This is a genomic window from Antribacter sp. NEAU-D49, from assembly GCF_057158775.1.
Map to the genome: position 1 here is coordinate 154,637 of NZ_JBXTSN010000007.1, position 22,740 is coordinate 177,376.

Annotated in this window: 9 protein-coding genes; 2 read left to right on the plus strand and 7 right to left on the minus strand. The window is 74.9% G+C overall.

The genetic code is table 11. The annotated features are described in order from the left end of the window. Positions 1 to 10: 10 nt before the first annotated feature. The 5 genes from AC060K_RS08195 to AC060K_RS08215 all read right to left on the minus strand — a co-directional run bounded on the left by AC060K_RS08195 (position 11) and on the right by AC060K_RS08215 (position 19,486). Positions 11 to 4,765 (minus strand): thioester reductase domain-containing protein, encoded by a 4,755-nt coding sequence (locus AC060K_RS08195; protein ID WP_483764933.1) that lies wholly within the window; start codon positions 4,763 to 4,765, stop codon positions 11 to 13. Next, positions 4,758 to 14,147 (minus strand): SDR family NAD(P)-dependent oxidoreductase, encoded by a 9,390-nt coding sequence (locus AC060K_RS08200; protein ID WP_483764934.1) that lies wholly within the window; start codon positions 14,145 to 14,147, stop codon positions 4,758 to 4,760. The genes AC060K_RS08195 and AC060K_RS08200 overlap by 8 nt, the downstream gene beginning before the upstream one ends. Before the next feature lie 329 nt (positions 14,148 to 14,476). Further along, on the minus strand, positions 14,477 to 15,925 hold the full coding sequence (locus tag AC060K_RS08205) for an MFS transporter (RefSeq protein WP_483764935.1): 1,449 nt from the start codon (positions 15,923 to 15,925) through the stop codon (positions 14,477 to 14,479). Then, positions 15,922 to 17,238 carry a glycosyltransferase gene (locus AC060K_RS08210; RefSeq protein ID WP_483764936.1) on the minus strand — a complete coding sequence of 439 codons (1,317 nt, stop codon included), beginning with the start codon at positions 17,236 to 17,238 and terminating at the stop codon, positions 15,922 to 15,924. The genes AC060K_RS08205 and AC060K_RS08210 overlap by 4 nt, the downstream gene beginning before the upstream one ends. 31 nt (positions 17,239 to 17,269) lie before the next feature. Continuing rightward, positions 17,270 to 19,486: an MMPL family transporter gene (locus AC060K_RS08215; RefSeq protein ID WP_483764937.1), complete on the minus strand. Its 2,217-nt coding sequence runs from the start codon at positions 19,484 to 19,486 to the stop codon at positions 17,270 to 17,272. Between the two features lie 87 nt (positions 19,487 to 19,573). On the opposite strand from AC060K_RS08215, the gene AC060K_RS08220 reads away from it, so the two are divergent. Then, positions 19,574 to 20,149, plus strand: coding sequence for a TetR/AcrR family transcriptional regulator (locus tag AC060K_RS08220; RefSeq protein WP_483764938.1), 576 nt, complete (start codon positions 19,574 to 19,576; stop codon positions 20,147 to 20,149). Positions 20,150 to 20,213: 64 nt separating this feature from the next. Beyond that, positions 20,214 to 21,449 carry an amidohydrolase gene (locus AC060K_RS08225; RefSeq protein ID WP_483764939.1) on the plus strand — a complete coding sequence of 412 codons (1,236 nt, stop codon included), beginning with the start codon at positions 20,214 to 20,216 and terminating at the stop codon, positions 21,447 to 21,449. A gap of 18 nt (positions 21,450 to 21,467) precedes the next feature. Here AC060K_RS08225 and AC060K_RS08230 read toward each other — a convergent pair whose 3' ends face one another. Further along, positions 21,468 to 21,755, minus strand: coding sequence for a hypothetical protein (locus AC060K_RS08230; RefSeq protein ID WP_483764940.1), 288 nt, complete (start codon positions 21,753 to 21,755; stop codon positions 21,468 to 21,470). Further along, on the minus strand, positions 21,752 to 22,657 hold the full coding sequence (locus AC060K_RS08235; protein ID WP_483764949.1) for an IS5 family transposase: 906 nt from the start codon (positions 22,655 to 22,657) through the stop codon (positions 21,752 to 21,754). Before AC060K_RS08235 ends, AC060K_RS08230 begins: the two co-directional genes overlap by 4 nt. Positions 22,658 to 22,740: the final 83 nt, after the last annotated feature.

Sequence of the window (22,740 nt, forward strand, 5' to 3'; positions counted from 1 at the left end):
GTGGCGGAGGTCACGAGCCGGCGGCCGGCTCGTGGGATGACTGGGCGGGCGCGTCGAAGAAGTGCCCGGAGACGAACCCGTCGAGGAAGGCGTGGACCAGCTCGCGGTCCACGGCAGGGCACCACGGTCCGGCCGCGCCGAGCGCGGCGCGGGTGGCCGGGGCCGCGAAGTCGGCCAGGCGGACGTCGTCGATCGTCCGGGTGAGGAACGGCGCCAGCCCCAGCAGCGCGATCGTGCCGGACTCGCGGCCCGTCACGGCGCGCCGCCACTCCTCGAACGGCAGCCGCTCGAGCGCGTAGCCGTACGAACCGACGTGCTCGAAGAACTCCGACCACGGCACGACGGGCTCGTTGACGAGGTGGGACGTCCCTCCCTCGAACAGCGGGTCGAGCGCCAGGCGCACGTAGGCGCGGGCCACGTGGTCGATCGGCGCCGCCTGGACGGGGAACGGGCCTTCCAGGGGCGCGAGGCCGGACTCGACGCAGCCCTTGATGATCAGCGACAGGTGGTCGAGCCGGTTGAACCCTCCCGGCACCGACGACGGCCCCGTGTTGATGCGGTGGATCGTGAACCGCAGGCCCCGCTCCCCCGCCCGGCGGATCATCATCTCCGAGACCCACTTCGTCTGTGCGTAGCCGACCATCAGGGCCCCGCTCGCGGTCAGCGGCAGGGTCTCGTCGACCGCCCCGAGGTCCACCCGGTCCGACGAGAACACACCGACGGTCGAGGTGAAGTGGACGACCCGCGCCGGCCCGTGCGTCGCGAACCGCAGGACGTGCGCCGTGCCGTCGACGTTGTGCGGGGCGAGCTGGTCGTAGGAGGACGTCCACCGCACCGCCCCGGCGTTGTGGAAGATCTCCCCGACCTTGGCGTGCAGCCCCTCGTACGCCGCCGGCTCGAGTCCGAAGCGGTCCTGGGTCAGGTCGCCCACCACGACGGACACCCGGTCCACGAAGGACTCCGTCGGCAGCCCGTGGTCCTCGGCGGCGGCGCGCAGCCGGCGGTCCGCCTCGGCGGCGTCCTCCGCGCGGACCAGGCAGTAGATGCGCCGGTCGGTGCTGTGAAGCAGCTCCCGCAGGAGGAAGGACCCGACGAAGCCCGTCGCACCGGTCAGCAGGACGCCCGTCGGCAGGCTGGCGCGCGGGACGACGTCGACGTGTTCCACGTCGCCCGCCGCGGCGAGCTCGGTCATCGCCTCCACCGTCAGCTCGCGCCGCCGCAGGGGCGGCCCGGCCGGGCTGACCTCCGGCGCGGGAGGCTCCTCCTGCCCGGCGGACGTCAGGAGGTCGATCAGGCCCGCGACGGTCTCGGCGTCCAGCAGGTCCGGGACGGCCAGCGGCACCGGCGAGTGCGGGGCCAGCGTCTCGGCGAGCTCGACCAGGAGGATCGAGTCCATCAGGTCCTCCAGGCGGGCGGTGCGGTCCACCTCCTCGGACGCGATACCGAGGACGGCCGCGAGGGCACGGGGTACCAGGCCCTCCGGGCCGTCGCCCCGGTCCAGGTCGGCGTCGGCCGCACGAGCGCCCGCGCCCGCCGCGGCGTCGAGCCCGCTCGCGCTGACCGGGAGGTTCGTGACCCCCGTGACCAGAGCGAGCGGCTCACCCCCAGGCGAGGTGACGAGCAGGTCAGCCGCGTCCTTCGACGTGGCGACCGCGTGCACCACCGCCCCGCCGTCGAGGCCTGCCCCTGGGCGCAGCACCATCCGCCGGAACCCGGTCCCGAGCGTAACGACGCCGTCGGCGCGGTCCGCCCGGAGCGCACCGGCCACCTGGACGGAGGCGTCCAGGACCAGCAGCTCGGGCCGGACGCCGCTCACGAGTCCCGCGCAGCCGGCCGGCGGAGGGGTGAGGACGGCACGCAGGCGGCCCTCGGCGTCCTGGTCGACGGTGTCGACCAGGGTGAGGCTGGGCCCGATGTGGAACGCCTCGGGCCACAGCTCCCGGTAGAACGTGGCCCGGTCGAGGCTGCGGGCGGGCCGGCCGTCGGCGGGACCGAACCGCGGGTCGGCCGCCACCTCCTGCGCGCCTCCGACGGCGAGGACCGCCGTCAGGTGCTGCTGCCAGGTGCCGGTCGCCGACTCGGACGCCACGGAGACCGTGTGCGTGACCCCGCTGCCGTCCCAGGTCAGGCGCAGCGTCCTGGTGTCGCCGTCCGGCACGAGGCAGGGCCGGACCAGGTCGAGCGAGACCACCTGGGCCTCCCGCCCCACGACGGCCTCGGCAAGCCGCAGGACGAGCTCCAGGAACACGACCCCCGGGACGACGGTACGTCCGAGCACGGTGTGCTCGTTGAGGACGGGCACGCTGCGCGCGCCGATCTCGGCGTACGCCTCGGCGGACGTCTCCCCGGTCCGCAGGACCCGGAGGTTCAGCCCGGTTCCGGTGGACGCGGCCGCGGCGACCGGGGGCCGCAGGTCCGTCGCCTGCCACGGGTAGGTCGGCACGACACCCGCCCGGCCGGGCCGCACGACGGCGTCCCAGGTGATCTCCGCTCCCCCGCACCAGGCGGCATGGAGCGTCCGGAGGAACCAGGTCCCGACGGGTGCGGCGTGCCCGTTCTCCGCGGCCGGCACGGCGCCCGCGGCAGCGGACGCGCGCGGCGCGGTCCACGTGCCCGGGTCGCGCGGGTCGGCGACGTCCGTGACCCACCGGACGCGCGGACGGCTCGTCGCCGGCAGCTCGCCCCCGGCGTCCGTGGCCCGGAGGACCGCGGCCGCCTGGTCGAGGTCGACGAGCCCGGCCAGCGTTGCGCCGGCCACCGCCCGGTCGCCATGTGCCCGGACCTCCCGCGGCTCCGCGCCGAGCCACCGCAGGGTGGCCCCGAGCACGGTCCAGAAGTACGTGCGGGCCACAGCGTCGGCAACGACGTCGCCCGGCCCGGACCCCTCCCGGTCCGCCGGGGCGGCCCAGAGCTGCGCGGCCTCGGGCGGCACGGCGGCGGTCAGGCTCTCGGCGACCCGCCGCACGACGGGCACGACACCCGCGAGGGTGTGCAGGTCACCGGCCCGGGGCTCGGGGAACGCGTCCACGTCGAGGACCCGGCCCGCGTCCGGCACGGGCGCACCCGGCCCGCCGACGTGCGTCTCGTGGGCCTGCCCGGCGGCCAGCGCGCGGAGGCCGTCCAGCAGCTCGGCGGGCCCGGGAGCCACCACCGAGGCCCGCTCGGCGAGGTCGGGCTGCGCGGTGAGCGCGGCGTTGGAGAGCGGTCCCGCCATCTGGCCGCCGTGGGTCTCCAGGTGGGCCGCCCAGCGCGCCGCGATCCCGGCCAGGGCCTCCGGCGACGTACCGCTCAGGCGCACCGACACCGGCCCGGAGCCGTCGGCCGTCCGGTCGGGGTCGAGGGCGAGGGCGGCGTCGGGCCCCGTGTCCTCGGTCCAGCGACGGACGACGGCGTGCGCGTTCGTCCCGCCGTACCCGAAGGACGAGACGCCCGCGGTGGGGCGCTCGCTCCCGATCTCCACGGCCGCCTGCGGCACCGTGAGCGGCAGGCCGGACCAGTCGACGCCCGGGGTGAGCGCGCCGTCGACGGGCTGGGCCGGCACGCTGCCGTGGCCCACGACCAGGAGGCACTTGAGGAGCCCGACCAGGCCGGCCGCCCCCTCCAGGTGCCCCGTCACGGGCTTGGTGGCCCCCACCAGGAGCGGGCGCCGGCGGCGCTGCCCCTCGTGGACCGCCGCGAGCGCGCGCAGCTCGATCGGGTCGCCGAGCGCGGTGCCCGTCCCGTGCGCCTCGGCGTAGTCGACGTCGGCCGCCGAGATGCCCGCCGCCTGGTAGGCGCGGCGGATGAGGTCTGCCTGCGCCTTCCCGTTCGGCACGGTGATGCCCGACGTCGGGCCGTCCTGGTTCACGACCGTGGACAGGAGCGTCCCGAGGGGAGCCGGTGCGTGCGCGGGCACGTCCTCGGCGCGCCGCAGCACGACGACGACGCACCCCTCGCCCCGGGCGTACCCGTCGGCCTGGTCCGAGAACGTGTGGCAGCGGCCCGTCGGTGACAGCATGCGGCTCTGGCTCAGGGCCACCATCGCCTCGGCCGACAGCATCACGTTGACGCCGGCGACGACGGCGAGGTCGCAGTCGCCGTCCTGCAGCGCCCGTCGCGCCTGGTCGAGGGCGACGAGGGAGGAGGAGCACGCCGTGTCGACGACGAGGCTCGGTCCCTGGAGGCCCAGGACGTACGACAGCCGGTTCGCGGCGAAGTTGACCGAGGTGGACATCGCGGCGAGACCGTCGATCTCGGCGGCGCCACCGGTCACGAGGCGGCGCCGCTCGTAGTCGTTGCCGTTCATCCCGACGAACACGCCGGTGCGGCTGCCGCGCAGCGAGGTCGGCGCGACGCCGGCCCGCTCCAGCGCCTCCCACGCACACGTCAGGACGAGCCGGTGGTGCGGGTCCATCGACGCGGCCTCCCTCGGCGAGATGCCGAAGGGGGCGGCGTCGAAGGCGAACACGCCGTCGACGAACGACGCGCGGTCGGCGTACGAGGTGCCGCGCCGGCCGGGGGGCGGGGCGTGCACGGCGGCGTCGTCCCACCGGTCGGCGGGGACCGGGCCCGCGGTCGATCCCCCCGCCTGGAGGAGGTCCCAGAACTCCTCCGGCGAGGCCGCCTGCGGCAGCCGGCAGGCCGCCGAGGCGACCACGACCTGGCTGCGGGCGGGAGGCCGCCGCGCGAGCTCGTTCTTGAGGGCCTGGATCTCCAGCAGTGCCCTGGTGATCGTGGATCGCTGGGTGTCGGTGTCGGTCCGGTGGGGCGCGAGTGTCTCAGTCATTGCCAGGTCCTCTCTTGGAGCTCAGTTCCTGCTCGAGGAGCGAGAGGAGCTCGTCGCTCTCCAGGTCGTCGAGCACGGAGGCGCCGGCCGCCGGGGCGGCGGTCGCGGGGGGTGGTGCCGGTGCGGTGCGCGGGTCGGGGCCCTGCCCGGGTTCCAGGAGAGCCAGGAAGGCGTCGGTCAGGTCGGACAGGCGGGGGTGGTCGAAGAGGAACGCGTCGTCCAGCCGCAGCCCTGACCAGGACTCGAGGTCCCGCTTGAGCTCCAGCGTCATGATCGAGTCGACCCCCATGTCGAAGAACCCCTGGCGGGGGTCGATCGGGTCGTCGGTCCCGAGCACCCGGGCGAGCGTCGTGGCGATCCGTTCCTCGACCTCGGGCCGGGTCCACGGCGTGTCGCGCTCGACGGCGGCGGGCGGCTCGCCGGCGGGCGTGCCGAGGTCGATCTCGTCGAAGAGGGGCCGGGGCCGCCGCGCCGCCATGACCGGCCGGAACGCGCCCCAGTCGATCGGTGCCACGACGAGGCCGACGGCCCCGTCGCCGACGAGGCGGTCCATGGCCTCCCAGCCGCTCTCCTCGGACACCGGCCCGAGACCCATCCGGGTGAAGTACTCGTCGACGCCGTCGGCCATCGCGGTGTCCGGCCACCAGCTCCAGTTCGCGGACGCGAACGGCAGGCCGTCGGCCGCCGCCCGCTCGGCGATCACGTCGAGGCCGTAGTTCGCCGCGACGTAGGAGGTGGCCAGCGCCGACCCCCAGGCCGAGGAGGCGGACGAGAATAACGCCACGAAGTCGAGCGGGTGCCGCCGGGCGACGGCCTCCAGGGCGAGCGCACCACCGGCCTTGGGGTCCCAGGACGCCCAGAGGTCCTCTGCCGTGACGTCCGCGAACGCGGCGGACGTCATGTGCCCGGCGAGGTGCAGCACCCCGCGGACCTGGGGCCACGGCTGCCCGGCGTGGTCCACGACACGGTCGAGCTGCGCCGGGTCCGTCACGTCCGCCTGCGCGAGGTGGATCACCGCGCCGCGTGTCTCGAGCTCGGCCAGCAGGTCGGTCAGCCGGGCGCGCTGCACGTCGGGCGCGGACCGGGCGGCGATCACGACGTGGCGGGCGCCGCGGTCCACGAGCCAACGCACCATCCGCCGTCCCAGGGTGCCGGACCCGCCGGTCACGAGATAGGCGGCATCGCCGTCGAGTGCGACGGGCGGGCGGGTGCCGGCGGGTCCCGCGACGAGCCGGGGCACCCGCCGGGCGCCACCGCGCAGCGCCACCTGGTCCTCGGTGCCGCCGTCCAGCGCCTCGGCGGCCACCCTGTCGGCGAGGCGGGTGGACCAGGAGTCGCCCGCGGCAAGGTCCACCGCGCCACCCCAGACCGCCGGCAGCTCCGCGCTCAGCGCCCGCCCGACGCCCCAGACGGCCGCGGCGCCCATGGTCACCGGGCCGCCGGCGCTCGTGCCGCCGCGCGTGACCACCCAGATCTCGTGGTCGGCGCGGACCAGGTCCTGCAGCAGGGCCAGGAACCGCTCGTGCCACTCGGTGCTCGCCTCGCCGTCCGCCCGGGGGTCGGGCGCGTCCGTGGCGTCGACGAGCACGCCGCGGCGCGGCGCACCGCTGTCGAGGTCGACCGTCGCGTCGGCCCAGGTGCGCAGGTCGGCCAGGTGCCCTCGGGCGGCGAGCGCCTCCCGCAGGTCCGTGCCGACAGCCGGGTCGCCGCCCTGCAGGACCATCCAGTCCTGGGGCGCGGGCGCCCACCGCTTCGGGGCCTCGTTGGCCGTGGCCCACCGCAGGCGGTACCGCTCCCCGGGCGCAGGTGCGGCCGAGGTCGTCGTGCCCTCGCCCTCCCACCAGAACCTTCGTCCCTCCAGCGGCGCCAGGGGCCGGGCTGGCAGCGCCTCCGCCGCGGGGACCCGGGCCGAGCCCTGGGCCCAGAGGGCGGCGACCGCGCGCCGCGCCTGACGGGGCAGGTTGCGACCGGGCACGCAGGCCGGGACGGTCTGCACCGAGCCCTCGCCGGGCCAGGCGACGAAGCCGCCTCCGAGCGTGGGCTGTGGCGAGATCTCGACGACGGTCCGCAGCCCGGGGACCCGGTCGAGCCGCGCGGCGACCGCGCCGAGGTCGGCGGGGAGCCACAGCTCGGCCAGGAGCGCCCCGGGGTCTGCGACCAGGTCCTCGACCGTGCCGCCGCTCGCGAGGTGCACCTGGGTGCCGTCGCCCTGCCCCCAGGCCACCTTGGGGCGGCCGGTGTCGCGGACCAGCTCCGCGAGCCGCGGGTGGTGGAAGGGGATCTCGTCCGAGATGGCGGCCCACCAGACCCCCGAGGTGCGGCACTCCCGCTCCAGGACGGCGAGCTGACGGGCGTCGCCGCTCACGGTGGTGTTCTCCGGGCCCGTCGTGCCGGCGACCACGAGGTCGTCGAGCCCGAGGACCTGGCAGCGGTCGCGCACGTCGTCGGGCGGCAGCCCGCACGCGGCGGTGGCGCCCGAGCCGGCCGCGGCATCGGCTGCCCGCCCGCGCCAGGCTGCCACCCGCAGGCCGTCCGCCAGGTCGAGCCACCCGGTGTCGACGAGCGCGGCGACCAGGCCGGCGCTGTAGCCGACCACCTCGTGCCGGTCGCCGCCGAGGGCGCGCACGGCCGACGCGAGCGCCACCTGGGCCGCCGTGAGCGCGGGCTGCAGGTGCTCCTGGCGGCCGCTCCGGTGCCACGGGTCACCGGTCAGGCGAGGGAGGCCGGCGGCTGCGAGCAGGTCGTCGGCCGCCCGGACGGTCGGCTGCGCGGCCGGCTCGGTCAGCAGCTGCCCGCCCATGCCCTTCCACTGGGCCCCCACGCCGCCGAACAGCCACGTGGCGCGGTGCTCACCGCCCCCGGGCGAGCGGTGCCCGTCGCGGCGGCCCGGGTCGGTCGCCGGCTCGGCGCCGAGGTCCCGCAAGGCCCGGACAGCCTCCTCGGCGTCCTGCGCGACCACGGCGTACCGGTGCGCCTCGTGCGGGGTCCGCCGGAGCGCGCCGGCCGCCTCAGCCAGGGCGTTCTCCGGGTCGGACAGGTCGGTGGCCAGGCCGTCGGCGGCGGCGCGCAGGGCGTCGGAGGTGGCCCCGGAGACCAGGAGCACCTCGGGTCCCGACAGGTCGGCCGGGGTCGCGCCCGCCTCGTGGTCCGCGGCGGGCCCGGACACGATGACGTGCGCGTTGGTGCCGGAGAAGCCGAACGAGCTGACGCCCACGGTGAGCGGGTCGGTGGCGGACCGTCCGCCGCCGTCGGGCAGGGTCACGCGGCTGGCGGCCCAGTCGAACCGCGGGGTCGGCCGCAGCTCCCTCGGGTGCGCCGGGACCACGCCGCAGCGGGCCACGAGCACCGCCTTGATCAGGCCCGCGATGCCCGCGGCGGCCTCCAGGTGGCCGATCTGGGACTTCACGGAGCTGACGGGCAGCGGGCGGTCGCGGCCGTCGTCGAACACGCCGGCGAGCGCCTCGAGCTCGATCGGGTCGCCGAGCGGGGTCCCGGTGCCGTGCGCCTCGACGTAGTCGATCTCGTGGGGCGCCAGGCCGGCATCGCCCAGGGCGGACCGGACGAGACGCTGCTGGGCCGCGCCGCTCGGCACGGTCAGGCCGGCCGAGACGCCGTCGTGGTTGACGGCGGTGCCGCGCACGGTCGCCCAGACCCGGTCGCCGCGCGAGCGGGCGTCGTCCTCGCGGCGCAGGACGACGACGCCGCAGCCCTCGCCGCGCGCGTAGCCGTCGGCGTCGTCGGCGAACGTCGCGCAGCGGCCGGCGGCCGAGAGCGCCCCCATGTCACCCAGGGCCGCGCTCGTGCGGGCCGAGAGCAGGAGATTGACCCCGCCGACCACGGCCACGTCGATCAGCCCGGCGCGCAGCGCCTGCACCGCCTCGTGGCAGGCGACGAGCGAGGAGGAGCACGCGGTGTCCACCGTGACCGCGGGGCCCTCCACGCCGAGGTGGTGGGCGACGCGGCCGGAGGCCAGGGAGGGGGCGTTGCCGGTGACGACGTACGGGTCGTCGGCGTCCGGGTCGGGGCGCATCGCGGCATAGTCGTAGGAGGAGAGCCCCACCCAGACGCCGACCCGGCGACCGCGCACGTCGTCGCGGCCGAGCCCGGCGTCCGCGAGCGCGTGGTGGACGGTCTCGAGCAGGATCCTGTGCTGAGGGTCCATGCTGCGGGCCTCGCGGGGCGAGATCCCGAAGTGGGCAGCGGCGAACACGGCAGGGTCCGAGGTGAGGAAGCCGGACCGCACCGACCAGCCGGCGTCGGCGGTCCGGACGTCCGCGGCGTCGGGCCAGCGACCCTCCGGCGGCTCCGTCATCGCGCTCGTGCCGCCGGTGACGAGGGCCCAGTAGTCCTGGAGGGTCTCGGCCCCGCCGGGGAACCGGCAGGCCATGCCGACGACGGCGACCCGGCCGTCGTCGGGACGGCCCGCCGGGGCCGGGGGCCCTGGCACGGAGACCGCGGCGACGGCGGGTGCTCCCGCCCCGGCCGGGCCCAGGCCGGCGAGGTGCTCCGCGAGGAGCGCGACCGTCGGGTGCTCGAACACGACCGTCGACGGCAGGGTCCGGCCGAGGATCGCGCCGACCTCCTCGCGCAGGTCGTTCGCGATGACGGAGGTGAGACCCAGGTCGAACAGGCCGGTGTCCCGGGGGATGGTCTCGGGCGCCTGGGCGATCCTGGCGCCGATCCGCTCGCAGAGCAGCTCGGCCCACGCCTCGGCGTCGCCGGCCGAGGCTGAAGCCGGGGCCACGGCCGGCGCCGGGGCCGGGGCCAGCGCAGGCGCCGGGGCGGCGGGCGCCACCGGCAGCGCCACCGAGGTGCCGGCCTCCAGCGGATAGGTGTGCGTCGGCACCACCGTGGTGGGCAGGCGCGGGGTCCGTCCCGCGCTCGGTGCGACGCCCCGCAGCTCCACACCTGCCGCCCACAGGGCGCCGGCCAGCCCGAGCAGGGCGGGCATCCCCCCGCCCTGGCGGACCGCGGCGAGCACCGACGGCGCGCGGCCGTCGGCGTTCGCGTGGACCAGCGGGGCCAGGTACGCCGGGCCGAGCTCGACGACGAGGTCGGACCCCGCCGCGGCACGGGCCGCGGCACGGAAGTCGATCATCTCCAGCGCGTGCCCCGTCCAGTACCCGGGCTCTCCGACGGCGGCCGAGGAGGACCCGTCGACGTCGGACACGAAGCGGGCGCGCGTCGCCGGGCCTGGCCGGGCGGCAGTGACGGCCCGGGCGAGGTCGGCCTCGACGGGCCGCATGAGCCGAGAGTGGAAGGCCCGGGTGACGGGCAGGCGGGTCCCGCGCAGGCCGCGTGCTGCGAGCGCCCGGACGCCGGACTCCAGAGCCTCGGGTGTGCCGGACAGGACCGTGCTGGACGGCGTGTTCGCGACGGCGACGTCGAGCCCGGCCTCGGCCGCGATCTCGCGTGCTGTGGCGAGGTCGACCGGGCAGACGAGCATGCCGCCCTCCGCCGTGGCGGCCATGAGCTCGCCGCGCCGGGAGATCAGGTCGAAGCCCTCCCGGACGCCGAAGACCCCGGCGAGGGCGGCCGCGGCGAAGGACCCGACGCTGTGCCCGGTGACGGCGGCCGGCTCCAGGCCCCACGCCCGCAGGCGCTCTCCCAGGGCGACCGACAGCGCGTAGAGCGCCGGCTGGGCCACCTCTGTGCGGAGGACCGCCTCGCGCGACGCGGCGTCGTCCACGACGAGGACCCGCAGCGGCAGGGTCGAGGTGCCGCCGAGGCCGTCGAGGATCTCGGTGACCACCCGGTCGTGCCCGTAGACCCCGGCCAGGGCGCCGGTGATCCGGGCGCCGTGGCCGGGCGCGAGCAAGGTCACGGCCGACCCGCCGGGGGTGCGGGCCGGCGGCAGCTCCGCGACGGGCTCGCCGCCCAGGCGCCGCAGCGCCTCTCCGGGGCCCTCGGCTGCGGCCGCCACCGTCCACGCCCGGAACCGCCCGGTGGTACGCGACCGGTCCAGGGCCGTCGCGAGAGCGGCGACCGGCTCGCCGTCGGCGCGGTCGAGCAGGGCTGCGACCTGGGAGGCGACGCTCGACGCCTCGTCGCCGGACACCCGCAGCAGGACGTGCTCGTCCTGCGCGGCCCCGGGCGGGACGACCACCGGCGGCACGGACTCCACGACGACGTGCGCGTTGGTGCCGCCGAACCCGAACGAGGACACCCCGGCCGTCCGGCGCTCCGAGGTCCAGGCGACGGGCGCGTCGGGCACCCGCAGCCGGGTGCCCGCCCAGTCGATGCGCGACGACGGCGTGCTGTACGCCGCCTGCGGGGGCACCTCGCCCGCGCGGACGACGAGCGCGGCCCGGAGCAGGCCGGCGATCCCGGCGGCGCCCTCGAGGTGGCCGATCTGGGCCTTCGCCGAGCCCAGCCAGACCGTGCCGTCCGCCGCGGCGGGCGGCACGCCGTCGGGCACCGCGCTCAGGACCTGGTGCAGCGAGCGGACCTCGACCGGGTCGCCCAGCGGCGTGCCCGTCCCGTGCGCCTCGACGTAGCCCACGTCACCCGGCGCCCGGCGCGCGTCGGCCAGGGCGCCGGCCACGACCTCCTGCTGGGCGGGGCCGCTCGGCGCCGTCAGGCCGTTGCTGCGCCCGTCCTGGTTCACGGCGGAGCCGAGCACGGCACAGTACGGGTCCGGTCCCCCGGCACGGCGCGCAGAGGGCCGCTCCAGGAGCAGCATGACGCCGCCCTCTCCGCGCACGTACCCGTCGGCCGACTCGTCGAACGTGCTGCACACGCCGCGCGGCGAGAGCATGCCGGCCGCGGCCAGCGTCTCGGTGACCTGACCGTCCAGCAGGGCGTTGACGCCGCCCACCAGGGCAGCGTCGACCTCGCCCGCACGCAGGGCCCGCAGCGCCAGGTGGACCGCGACGAGCGACGACGAGCACGCGGTATCGACGACGAGGGACGGCCCGCGCAGGCCGAGCACGTAGGAGATCCGGTTCGCCGTCAGGGCGCCCGCCGACCCGGTGGTCACGTACCCGGCTGCCGCGGCCTGCACACCGCCCGAGGCCTGCGCGCGGATGTACTCGCTGTCGGTGGCGCCGACGTACACGCCGATCCGGGTGCCCCGCAGGGACCGCGGGTCGTACCCCGCGTCCTCCAGGGCCTCCCACGCCAGGGTGAGCGTGAGCCGCTGCCGGGGGTCCATCGCTGCGGCCTCCTCCTCGCCCAGGCCGAACTGGCGGGGGGCGAACTGGGCCAGCTCGGGCACCAGGCCCGCCGGCCGCCCGCCGCTCCTGCCGCTGCCGGGCGCCACGCCGGTGCGGGTGCCACCGGCGCGCAGCAGCTCCCAGTACCCGTCCGGGCCGGTGACCCCTCCGGGCAGGCGGCAGGCCGCACCGGTCACGAGCACCGGGTCGTCGTCCGCCGGGCGGCCGGGCGCGGCCGGCCCGGCCGCGTCGTGCGGCCGCACCCCCGCCACGGCGGCGACGAACGACTCGACGTCCTCCACCTCCCAGGCCAGCGAGAGCGGCACGGTGATGCCGGTCCGGTCCTCGATGCCGGTGGCGACCGCGGCGATCCGCACGGAGTCCAGGCCGAGGTCGGCCAGGGGCGTCGAGCCGGCGGGCGGCACCGCGCCGCCCGTCGCGCGCGCCAGCTCCTCGAGGACCACGGCCCGGACCTCGGAGGCGGTGTCCACGGACCGGTCCCGCTCGGACCGTGCTGTGCCCTCGACCGGCACGACGGTCTCGCCCGGCCCGGCCGCGGCGCGGTCGGACCGCGCGACCGCCTGGCCTGCGAGCGTGCCGTCACGCCAGGCGGCCCGCGCCGCCGAGCGCTGGATCTTCCCGCTCGACGTGGTGGTGAGCGTCCCGCGGCGCAGGACGACGACGAGCGGGGCCGGAAGCTCGAACTCCCGGGACAACGCCGTGGCCGCCTCCCGCGCGAGGTCCCCGAGCTGCTCCGGCGTCGCCGTTCGACCGGGCACCGACTCGACGGCGACGACGATCCGGCCGTCGTGCTCGAACGCCGCAGCGGTGTGCCCGGTGAAGGCCGCGTCCGCGCCGCGGACGGCGTCCTCGAGGTCCTGGGGGTAGACGTTGCGCCCGTTGACGATCAGGAGGTCCTTGATGCGGCCGGTGACGAACAGCTCGCCGTCGTCCAGGAAGCCGAGGTCCCCGGTGCGGACGAACGGGCCCGCGCCGTCGGGGGTGCGGGCACCGAAGGTCGTCTCGGTGGCCTCGGCGTTCTGCCAGTACCCGAGGGCGACCGAGGGCGAGGACACCCAGATTTCGCCCTCGGCCCCGTCAGGCAGCGGCGTGCCGGACGAGGGGTCGACGACGAGCACGGTCGCCTCGGTCTCGGGGGCGCCGCAGGAGACGAACGCCGTCTCGCCTGCGACGGCGTCCGCGGCGCGGACCGGCAGGGCGGTGCGGACCGGGCGGTCCCCGGGGTGGACACCGGAGACGAGCAGCGTGGTCTCGGCCATCCCGTAGCAGGGCCGGTAGGCCGTCACGCGGAAGCCGGCCGGCCCGTACACGTGCGCGAAGCTCTCCAGGGCCGCCGCGCTGACCGGCTCGGCGCCGTTCAGGGCGTGCGTCCACGACGACAGGTCGAGACCGGAGAGGTCGGCACGGGCCCCGAGCTCCGCGCAGAGCCGGTAGGCGAAGTTGGGGGCCGTGCTCACGGTCGCCCCCAGCTCGGAGACCAGCTCCAGCCACCGCATCGGGCGGCGCAGGAACGTCGACGGTGCCATGAGGTGCGCCGGGAACCCGACCACGACCGGCGTGATGATGCAGCCGACGAGGCCCATGTCGTGGAACGGCGGCAGCCAGCTGACCAGGACCGAGGTCGCGTCGAGGCCGAACGTGCGGCGCGCGGCGTCGGCGTTGGCCACCAGGTTGGCGTGGCTGACCATGACGCCCTTCGGCGAGCCGGTGGAGCCAGACGTGTACTGGAGGAAGGCGGTGTCGTCCCCCGACAGGGCAGGGCGCTCGAAGCGGACGCTCCGCGCGGCCCACGGGGCAGCGGGGTCGGAGACGTCGATCCACACGACGTCGTCGGACAGGCCGATCCCGGCCCGGTCGGCGGGCTCCGGCACGTCGGCGACGACCACCGTCGGGCGGCAGTCCTCCACGATGCGCCGCACGCGGTCGGCGTGCCGGGTGGCGGCGGCCGGGTAGGCGGGCACGGCGACGAGGCCCGCGGTCACCGTGGCGTAGAACCAGCGGACGTAGCGCAGGGACGGGTCGCACAGCAGCAGGACGCGGTCGCCGGAGGAGGCGAGCCCTTGCAGGACGCCGGCCGAGCTCTCGACGTCCGACCACAGCTCCGCATGAGTGGTGACGGAACGGTTTCCGCCCGAATCGGTGAATGAGAAGGCCGTGCTGCCGGGGTGGTCCTGCGCCCGGTGTGCAAGTACGTCTCCGATATGCATCTCGGTTGCTCCGTGTCCGTCGATGAAGGAATGCTTGCCAGCAGGTGGCGCACAGCCTGTTCCAACCGGACATCAAGGTATAAAGCACCTGGTTGTAGGCGCAAGAATAATGAGGATTATTCACATCGACGTAACCTTGGGCTGTTTCCTGAATAGATCCTGAGAATATGCTGCTAGGCCCGGAGATATTGGCTGACCTCGGGGGTGAGCGCACTGCAATGCCTTTTCAAAGGCACGCCGAATTGCCGCCCGACCCCATTGCGGGGAAAGGCGGTAAAGGGCGCTCGACGTCGAGCGGGGACTGCGGCGGCGGTTCGGCCCGGGGCCGGTCAGAGCCGGCCGGGGACCTCCCGGGCAGGGATCCAGAGGCTTGCGGCTGTCGCGAGGACGAGCATCACGATCGGCAGGGCCAGCGCCCCGGCGAACGCCGTGGTCGTCTCCCGCACGCCGGGGTCGGCCGACAACGGCAGGAGGAGGAAGTAGAGGGTGCCGACGGTCGCCACGCCGACTGCGCCCGCCACCTGCTGGAACGTGTTGAGGAGTCCGGAGGCCGAGCCGGCGTCGTCGACGGGCACGTCGAAGAGCGCGAAGTCGAACACGAGCGCGATGGCCAGGCCCATGCCCGCCCCGCAGACGAGCATCGGGACCAGGAGGGTCCAGGTGCCCACGGGACCGTCGGCGGAGAGCAGGACGAGGAGCGTCGCGACGAGCCCTGCTGTGGTGGTCGCCAGGCCGACGGTGACCACCCTGCTGCCGAAGCGCGGCGCGATCAGGCCGATGGTGATGGCGCCGAGCACCGCCGAGGCGACGCCCCACGGAGCCCCCGCCAGAGCGGCGTCCAGGCGGGACAGCCCCTGCCCGGCCTGGAGGTAGATCGTCAGGACGAAGAAGAAGCCGACGGCGCCGCCCATGGCGAAGGTGACCACCGCCAGGCCTGCGCTGAACGAGCGGCGGCGAAAGAGGGACAGCTCGACGAGCGGGGACTCGACTCGTCGGCTCTGCTGTCGGACGAACAGCCAGAACAGCAGGGGCGACGCCACGAGGAGCGCGACTGTCCAGGCCGGCCAGCCTTCCTCCGGTCCGGTGATGACGGGCACGAGCAGCGCCGTCATGGCCAGCGTCACGAGCAGGACACCGGTCAGGTCGAGCCGGGAGGCCGAGCGAGACCTGGACTCGGGGACCACAGCCACGATCCCCGCCATCGTCAGCAGGCCGAGCGGGACGTTGACGAGGAAGATCGTCCGCCAGCTCCAGCCCGCGACGTCCAGCTCGATCAGCAGCGCGCCGGCGAGGGGAGCGAGCACGGAGACCGTCGCGAACAGCGCTCCTGCGGCGGCGACGGGCCCGCCGCGCTCCCGCGGCGGGTACATGACGTGGATGGTCGACATCACCTGCGGCAGCATCAGCGCCGCGGCGAGCCCCTGGCAGACCCGGCCGCCGACAAGCATCGCGGGCGTCTGCGCGAGACCGCACACCACGGAGGTGGCGACGAACAGGGCCGTCCCGGCCAGCAGCACCCGCCGGCGTCCGAAGAGGTCACCCAGACGGCCGCCCGTGATCATCCCGAGCGCGAAGGGCAGCGCGTACCCGGCGACCGACCACTGCATCGCGGCGTCGCCGGCCGCGAGGTCGCGCTGGATCGTCGGGATCGCGACGTTGAGGATGCTTGCGTCCAGCACCTCCATCAGCATGCTGCCGAGGACGACGGCCAGGGCCAGCCGTCGTCGGCCGCTGCTCAGCCCTCCGACGGGGTGTGCGGCGAGGGCTGTCCCGGTCATCGCTCGGTCCGCACCGTCGCCGCCCCCGCGGCCTCGGCGACGATCTCCGCCGCGCGGGCCGTCCCGCCATAGCCCTGGTAGACGGTGCCGATGTGGCGGGCGCGCTGGGTGAACCGCTCGTCGCCCAGGACCTGCCGGACCGCCCGGCGGAGCCGGTCCGGCGAGGGGCTGTTGCTCCGCAGCGAGACTCCCGCGCCCGACCATGCCAGCCGGGCGTTCGACTCCATCTTGTCCTCCGTCATGCCCGCCACCACGAGAGGCACCCCGTACGAGAGCGACGTCTGGACGCCGCCGTAGCCGCCGTTGGTGACCAGCACGTCGGCGAGCGGGAGGAGCTCGGTGAAGGGGACGAACCGTTCGAGCCGCAGGTTGGCCGGCCGCTCGCCGGCCGGGAGCACCTCGGCCGGCTCGCGGGTCACCGTGGTGGCGATGTGCAGCACGTCCTCGCCCGCGAGCGCCTCGATCGCCGGCAGCAGCAGCTGGTCGTGCCGGGTCGCGGCGCTGCCCTGCGTGGTGACCACGACCTTGCGGCCGGTACGACGCGCCTCCTCCACCTCGCCCCACCAGGCGGGCGGGGTCCAGTCGTCGACGCCGCGCTGGTCGGTGATCCCGATGAAGTCGATCTGAGCGGGCAGGTCGCTGCGCGGGTACTCGATCTCAGGGACGCCGGCCTGCATGTACCGGTCGGCCAGGTACAGGCTCCAGTCGGTGAAGAAGCCCGGGAACGGGCCCTCGCCGAGCTCCGCGACGACCCGTCGGGCCGCCGCCTGGCAGTTGCCCAGGACTACGCCCTGCACGAGCGCAGCCAGCAGCCGGTTGCGCAGCCGCCCGAGGGGGGACGACGACGGCGGCAGGCCGAGGCCGAACGGGGCCGTGTCCACGCTGGACACCGCGAGCGGCCCCAGCGAGAACACCACGACCGGGATGCCGCGACGCCGGGCCACGATCGGCGAGGCCATGAAGCTGTGGTCGGTGAGCACGACGTCGGGCGCGAGGTCGTCGATCTTGGGCCCGAGGTCGGCCACGTAGGCCGGGATCGGCGCGACGAAGACGTCATGGATGACCCGCCGTAGCCCGCCGATGCCCGGCGGCCGGTCGCCGTCGGTCCCCGCCAGCGCGTCTCCGTCCGGGTCGAACGGCAGGTCGGCGGTGACGGGGAGCAGCCGGGCACCCGACCGTTCGATCAGGGACCGGTACTGCTCTCCGCCGTACCAGACGACGTCGTGCCCGGCCTGGACGAGTGCCCGGGCGATCGGCGCCGTCGGCCGTACGTGGCCTGCGGCGGGGACGGTCGTGATGAGGACTCGGCTCACGGGGAGGCTCCTTCTCAGCCTGGGAGTTGCCTCAGGACACCGGGGCGTCGACCCGGGAGCGCTCGGCCGGCTCTGCGGTCGGCCTGGGGGCCGGCGGCCCCTCGGTGAGGCCGATCCGCTCGTGCAGCGCCCGCAGCGGGCCGGGGAGCCACCAGTTCGCCGAGCTCATCAGGCGCATGGTGGCGGGGACGAGGACGCCGCGGACCACCGTCGCGTCGACGATCACCGCGACGCTCAGGCCGATCCCGACGGTGGCGAGGAAGAGCGAGTTCGCCATGACGCCGAGGGTCAGCGTGACCATGAGCATGAGGATCGCGGCGCGGCTGATGATGGCGCCGCTGCGCTGCAGGCCGGCGGCGACTGCCGCACGGTTGTCCCCCGTGGCCAGCCACTCCTCGCGGATGCGGCTGACGATGAACAGCTCGTAGTCGGTGACCAGGCCGAACGCGATCACGGACACGAGACCCAGGGTCCACACGTCGGTGGTGCCCACGGGCGTGAACCCCAGGAGCTGCGACAAGCCGCCTTCCTGGAACCCCCAGACCAGCACGCCGAAGGCGGCCGCCTGGGACACGAATGCGACGAGCACGGCCTTGACGGGCAGCACCAGCGAGCCGAACGCGAGGAACAGCAGGATCAGCGTGGCGACCACGACGAACCCGAGCACTCGCGGCAGGGCCTCCATGGTGGCGTTGTGGCTGTCGAGCGCCAGAGCGGGGCCGCCCCAGCCGCCCACCATCACCGATTCCGCACCCTCCGGCACAGGCAGCGCGCGCAGCTCCTCGACCAGCCGCAGGTTCTCCGGGTCGTCGGCCTCGCCCCGGAAGCTCACGGTCACGTGTGCCATACCTGGGTGCTGGCGACGCACCTCGGCACCCGTCGCGGCGTCGAGCGAGCCCGCGGCGGCCACGAACTCCTCGAGGGCGGCCGGCTCCGGGTCGCCAGCCACGGCGACGTCGAGCCGGACGGAGCCCGGGCCGTCGGCCGGGAACTCGTCCCTGATCAGCTGGAGCGACACCTGACCGTCGTTGTCGTCCGGCAGGTACCGGTGGTTGGTGAGGCCTGGGGCGAGCGACGCGAGGGGCGCGATGCAGACGCCGAGGACCACGGCGGCGGCGACCAGCCAGCGAACCGGCCGGTGCATGATCGTGCTGCCCATCCGCCCCCAGAAGCCGGAGTCCTGCGGCTCCTTGCCGAGCCGCCCGGGCAGGCGCAGCGCCTCGAGTCGGTCGCCCAGCGCTGCGAGCACGGCGGGGAGCACGACCGTCGCGCCGAGGATGTTGAAGAGCACCACCGTCAGCCCGCCCAGGCCGAAGGACCGGGACGCGGGCTGCGGGAAGAGGAGCAGGCCGGTCATCGCGATCATCACCGTGAGGCCGGAGAACGCCACGGTCCGGCCCGCGGTCGCCACCGTGGCCACCAGGGCGGCGTGCCGGTCGCCACGCGCCTGCACCTCCTCGCGGTAGCGGGTGACCATCAGGAGGCCGTAGTCGATCGCGAGACCGAGCCCCAGGAAGGTCGTGATCTCCAGCGCGAAGATCGAGATGTCCGTGACCCCGGTGAGCAGGCGGAGCAGCACCAGGGACCCGAGGATCGCCAGGATGCCCAGCACGAGCGGCACCAGGGCGGCGACCACGCTCCGGAACACGAGGAGCAGGACGATCAGGAGGAGCGGCAGCGCGATGGCCATCGCGGTCCCGAGGTCGCTCTGGGCCAGCGCCTGGAGCTGGTTCTCGCTCGTGAAGCCGCCGCCGAGGTAGGTGGCGAGGCCCTCGGCGCGGAGCTGCTCCGACACCCGTCCGTAGGCGGCCAGCCGCTCGGTCTGGTCCGCGCCCGCCAGCGTGATCACCGCGTAGGTCGCGTGCCGGTCGTGCGAGACGAGCGCCTCGCGCGTCGCCTCGTCCAGCCCAGGGCTCCAATAGCTCGTGATGGCGAGCACGTCCTCGGACGGGACCGCGTCGAGCGTGCTCCGCACAGCATCGGCGAAGGCGGCGTCGTCCACCGTGCGCTCGCCCGACTCGTCGACGTAGACGGCGAGCGCGTCCGCGTCACCCGCGTCATGCCCGAACTCCTCGTCGAGGATCTCGCTGGTGCGGTTGGCCTCGACGCCGGGAGGCGTGTAACCACCGCTCCCGAGGAGGCCGAACACGCCAGAGCCCCACGACACCCCGAGCACGACGAACAATCCGGTGAGAATGATGATGATCCAGCGTCTGCGGTGCGCGAGGTCGCCGAGGGCGGTGAACATGGCCATCCTTCGCCGTGGTTGACGTTGTCAACCCGGACATTAGCAGGCGCTGGTTGACGGTGTCCACCTCGGGCTATCATCAGATCCATGACCACCGGAACGAGGGCGACCCTCGTCGCTGTCGCGGCCGACCTCCTCGACGAGGGCGGCGTCGACGCCGTGACCCTGCGCGAGGTGGGGCGCCGCTCGGGGGTCTCGCACAACGCCCCCTACAAGCACTTCGCCTCCAAGCAGGCGCTCCTCGCGGCCGTCGCGGCGCGCGAGCTCGAGCAGGTGCCCGCCTACACCGAAGCCACGGCCGAGGGTGGCGCCCTCGGCCGGCTGCGCCAGCTGCTCCACGGCTACGTGACCTGGGCCCTGGCACACCCCGCACGGTTCAAGCTCGTCTTCACGGACTGGTCCGGCGCCCCGGCGGAGCTCGCCTCGGCCGCCGACTCGGGATGGGCACGCTTCGTCGACGCGGTCAGCGCGGCCCAGGACGAGGGGACGCTCCCCGAGGGCGAGCCGCAGCGGACCGCGTCGCTGGTACGCGCCCTGACCCATGGCGCCGTGGACCTGACCATCGCCGGGCACCTCGCCGAGGACGGCAAGGGCCGCGCCGACCCGGGCGCACTCGTCGACGACCTCCTGGCGCACCTCGCCGCGGCCGCAAGGCAGCGCTGAGCTAGCCTGCGCACATGCCGTCATTCCCGCCCCCAGCGGACACGCGCCCGGTCGGTTCCGCGCCGTGACGTCCCCTGAGGCGTCGCCCCTCGACCTGTCGGCCGTCTACGAGGACCTGCACCGCCATCCCGAGCTCGCCTTCCACGAGGTCCGGACCTCCGACGTGGTGACCGCACAGCTCGAGGCAGCGGGCTGCGAGGTCGTCGAGGAGCTGGCAGGGACCGGCGTCGCGGGCATCATCCGCAACGGGCCGGGCCCCACCGTCCTCCTCCGGGCCGACATGGACGCCCTCCCCGTGCGCGAGCAGACGGGACTGCCCTACGCGAGCACCGTCGAGGCGGTCGACGCTGACGGTGCCACCGTTCCCGTCATGCACGCCTGTGGCCACGACGTGCACATGACCTGCCTGATCGGGGCGGTCGACGTCCTCCAGCGCCGCCGCCCCGCGTGGAGCGGGACCGTGGTCGCGCTGTTCCAGCCCGCAGAGGAGACGGGCGCCGGGGCTCGCGCGCTCGTCGAGGACGGGCTGTTCGACCGGGTACCGGTCCCGGACGTCGTGCTCGGGCAGCACGTCACCGCAATGCCCGCCGGGATGATCTTCCACCGCGACGGACCGGCGCTCGCGGCGTCGGACAGCGTGCGCGTCGTCTTCCACGGCGTGAGCGCCCACAGCGCCCGGCCCGACCTCGCCGTCGACCCGATCACGATGGCCGCGTCCTTCATCCTCAAGGTGCAGGGGCTGGTTCCGCGGGAGTCCGCCGTGCCGTACCGGTCGGTCCTCACCGTCGGGTCGGTGCAGGCGGGCCAGGTCGGCAACGTCATCCCCGGGACCGCCGAGGTCCGCCTGACGCTGCGGACGTACGGCGACGCCGAGCGGACGCGGCTCCTCGACGCCTTGCGCCGCATCGCGGCAGGCGAAGCCCTCTCCGCCGGGGCGCAGACCGACCCCGAGGTGCACCTCGACGGCAGCCATCCCCGGACCGAGAACGACCCTGCGCTCATGGCGCGGCTCGTCGAGGGGTTCGTGGGCGCCTTCGGAGCGGGGCGCGTCCACGCGGTGCCGCCGATGAGCGCGAGCGAGGACGTCATGGAGCTCGCACGTGCGGCCGGCGCTCCCCTGGGCTACTGGTTCCTCGGCGGCACCGACCCGGCGGCGTTCGCCGGCACGGGCCAGGACCACGGGTGGCGTGAGGTCCCCGCCAACCACTCGCCGCTCTTCGCGCCCGCGCAGCAGCCGACCCTGAACATGGGCGTGAACGCGCTGGTCGTCGCGACCCTGACGGAGCTCCACCGCGCCTAGGGCGTGTTTCGGAAGTGGTCAGCGCTGTGTGATCCAGTCCAGGACGTCGGTGGCGATGGTGGTGGGATCGGCAGCGGTGATCGTGTCGTCCTGACCAGTGACCGGGTCGAGGTGTTCGACGTCGTAGCCGCCCAGGCCTCCACGTCGGGTGAGCACAGCGATAGCCCATTCCAGGTCCTCGTCGTCCGGGTAGACCACGAAGAAGGTGTTGTCGCTGGTGTTCAGCTCCCCGATCAGCCTGACCAGGGCGGCGTGGTCGGGGCGCGGGACGTGGTCGCCGCCCTCGGCGTCGGCGTAGTAGCTCACGGCGACCAGGATGCCAGCGGTTGGCCCGCCCGGACGACGGCGACGATCCAGTCGTCGATCGCGGCGACCTTCACGCTCGCCTCGTAGCGGACCTGGAGCTTGTCGAACCTGGTCGCGACGGCCCGCCAGCGTTTGAGCCGGTTGAACATGCACTCCACCGCGTGCCGCTTCTTGTAGTCCTCGTAGTCGACCTTCGGTGGCCGCCCACCCGCCGAGCCCTTCTTCAGGCGGTTGGCGCGGTGGTCCTTCTTGTCCGGGATCGTCGCGCGGATCCCACGCCTGCGCAGGAGACGACGGTTGGCCGCCGAGGCATAGGCCTTGTCACCACGGACCCGGTCCGGCGTCGTGCGCGGACGCCCGGTCCCGCCCGGTCGCGCCACACGTACCTGCGCGAGCACGGGGCCGAACTGCGGGCTGTCTCCCCGCTGTCCCGCGGTCACGACCATCCCCATCAGCTTCTGGCCCTGCTCGCAGGCCGCGTGGATCTTCGTGGTCCACCCACCACGCGACTTACCCAGCCCATGATCCGCCGGCTCGGACGTCTCGGGGCCGTGGGGCGGTTCCTTCTGCGCGTCCGGGTCCCGCCTGGCACCAGCTGCGTGCTGGTGCGCCCGGGCGATCGTGGAGTCCACGTTGACCTCCCAGCAGATCTGCCCGCCACCGTCGGCCAGCGTCCGTAACGCGTCCAGGACCTGGTCCCAGACACCTTCCCGCTGGTAACGGCGAAAGACGCGATACAGGCTCGACCACGGCCCGTACCGGTCCGGCACGTCCCGCCACGGGCACCCCGCCCGGACCCGGTGCCGGATCCCGTCGACCTGTCTCCGCAGATTCCGCGCCGGACGACCACGCGCCGCTACCGGCAGTAACGGCCCGACCACCGCCCACGCCGCATCCGTCAGATCATGTCGCCCAGCCGCGTCCACCACGAACCCGAAGCATGCCGAAACTGCAGGTCACAGGCCACTTCCGAAACACGCCCTAG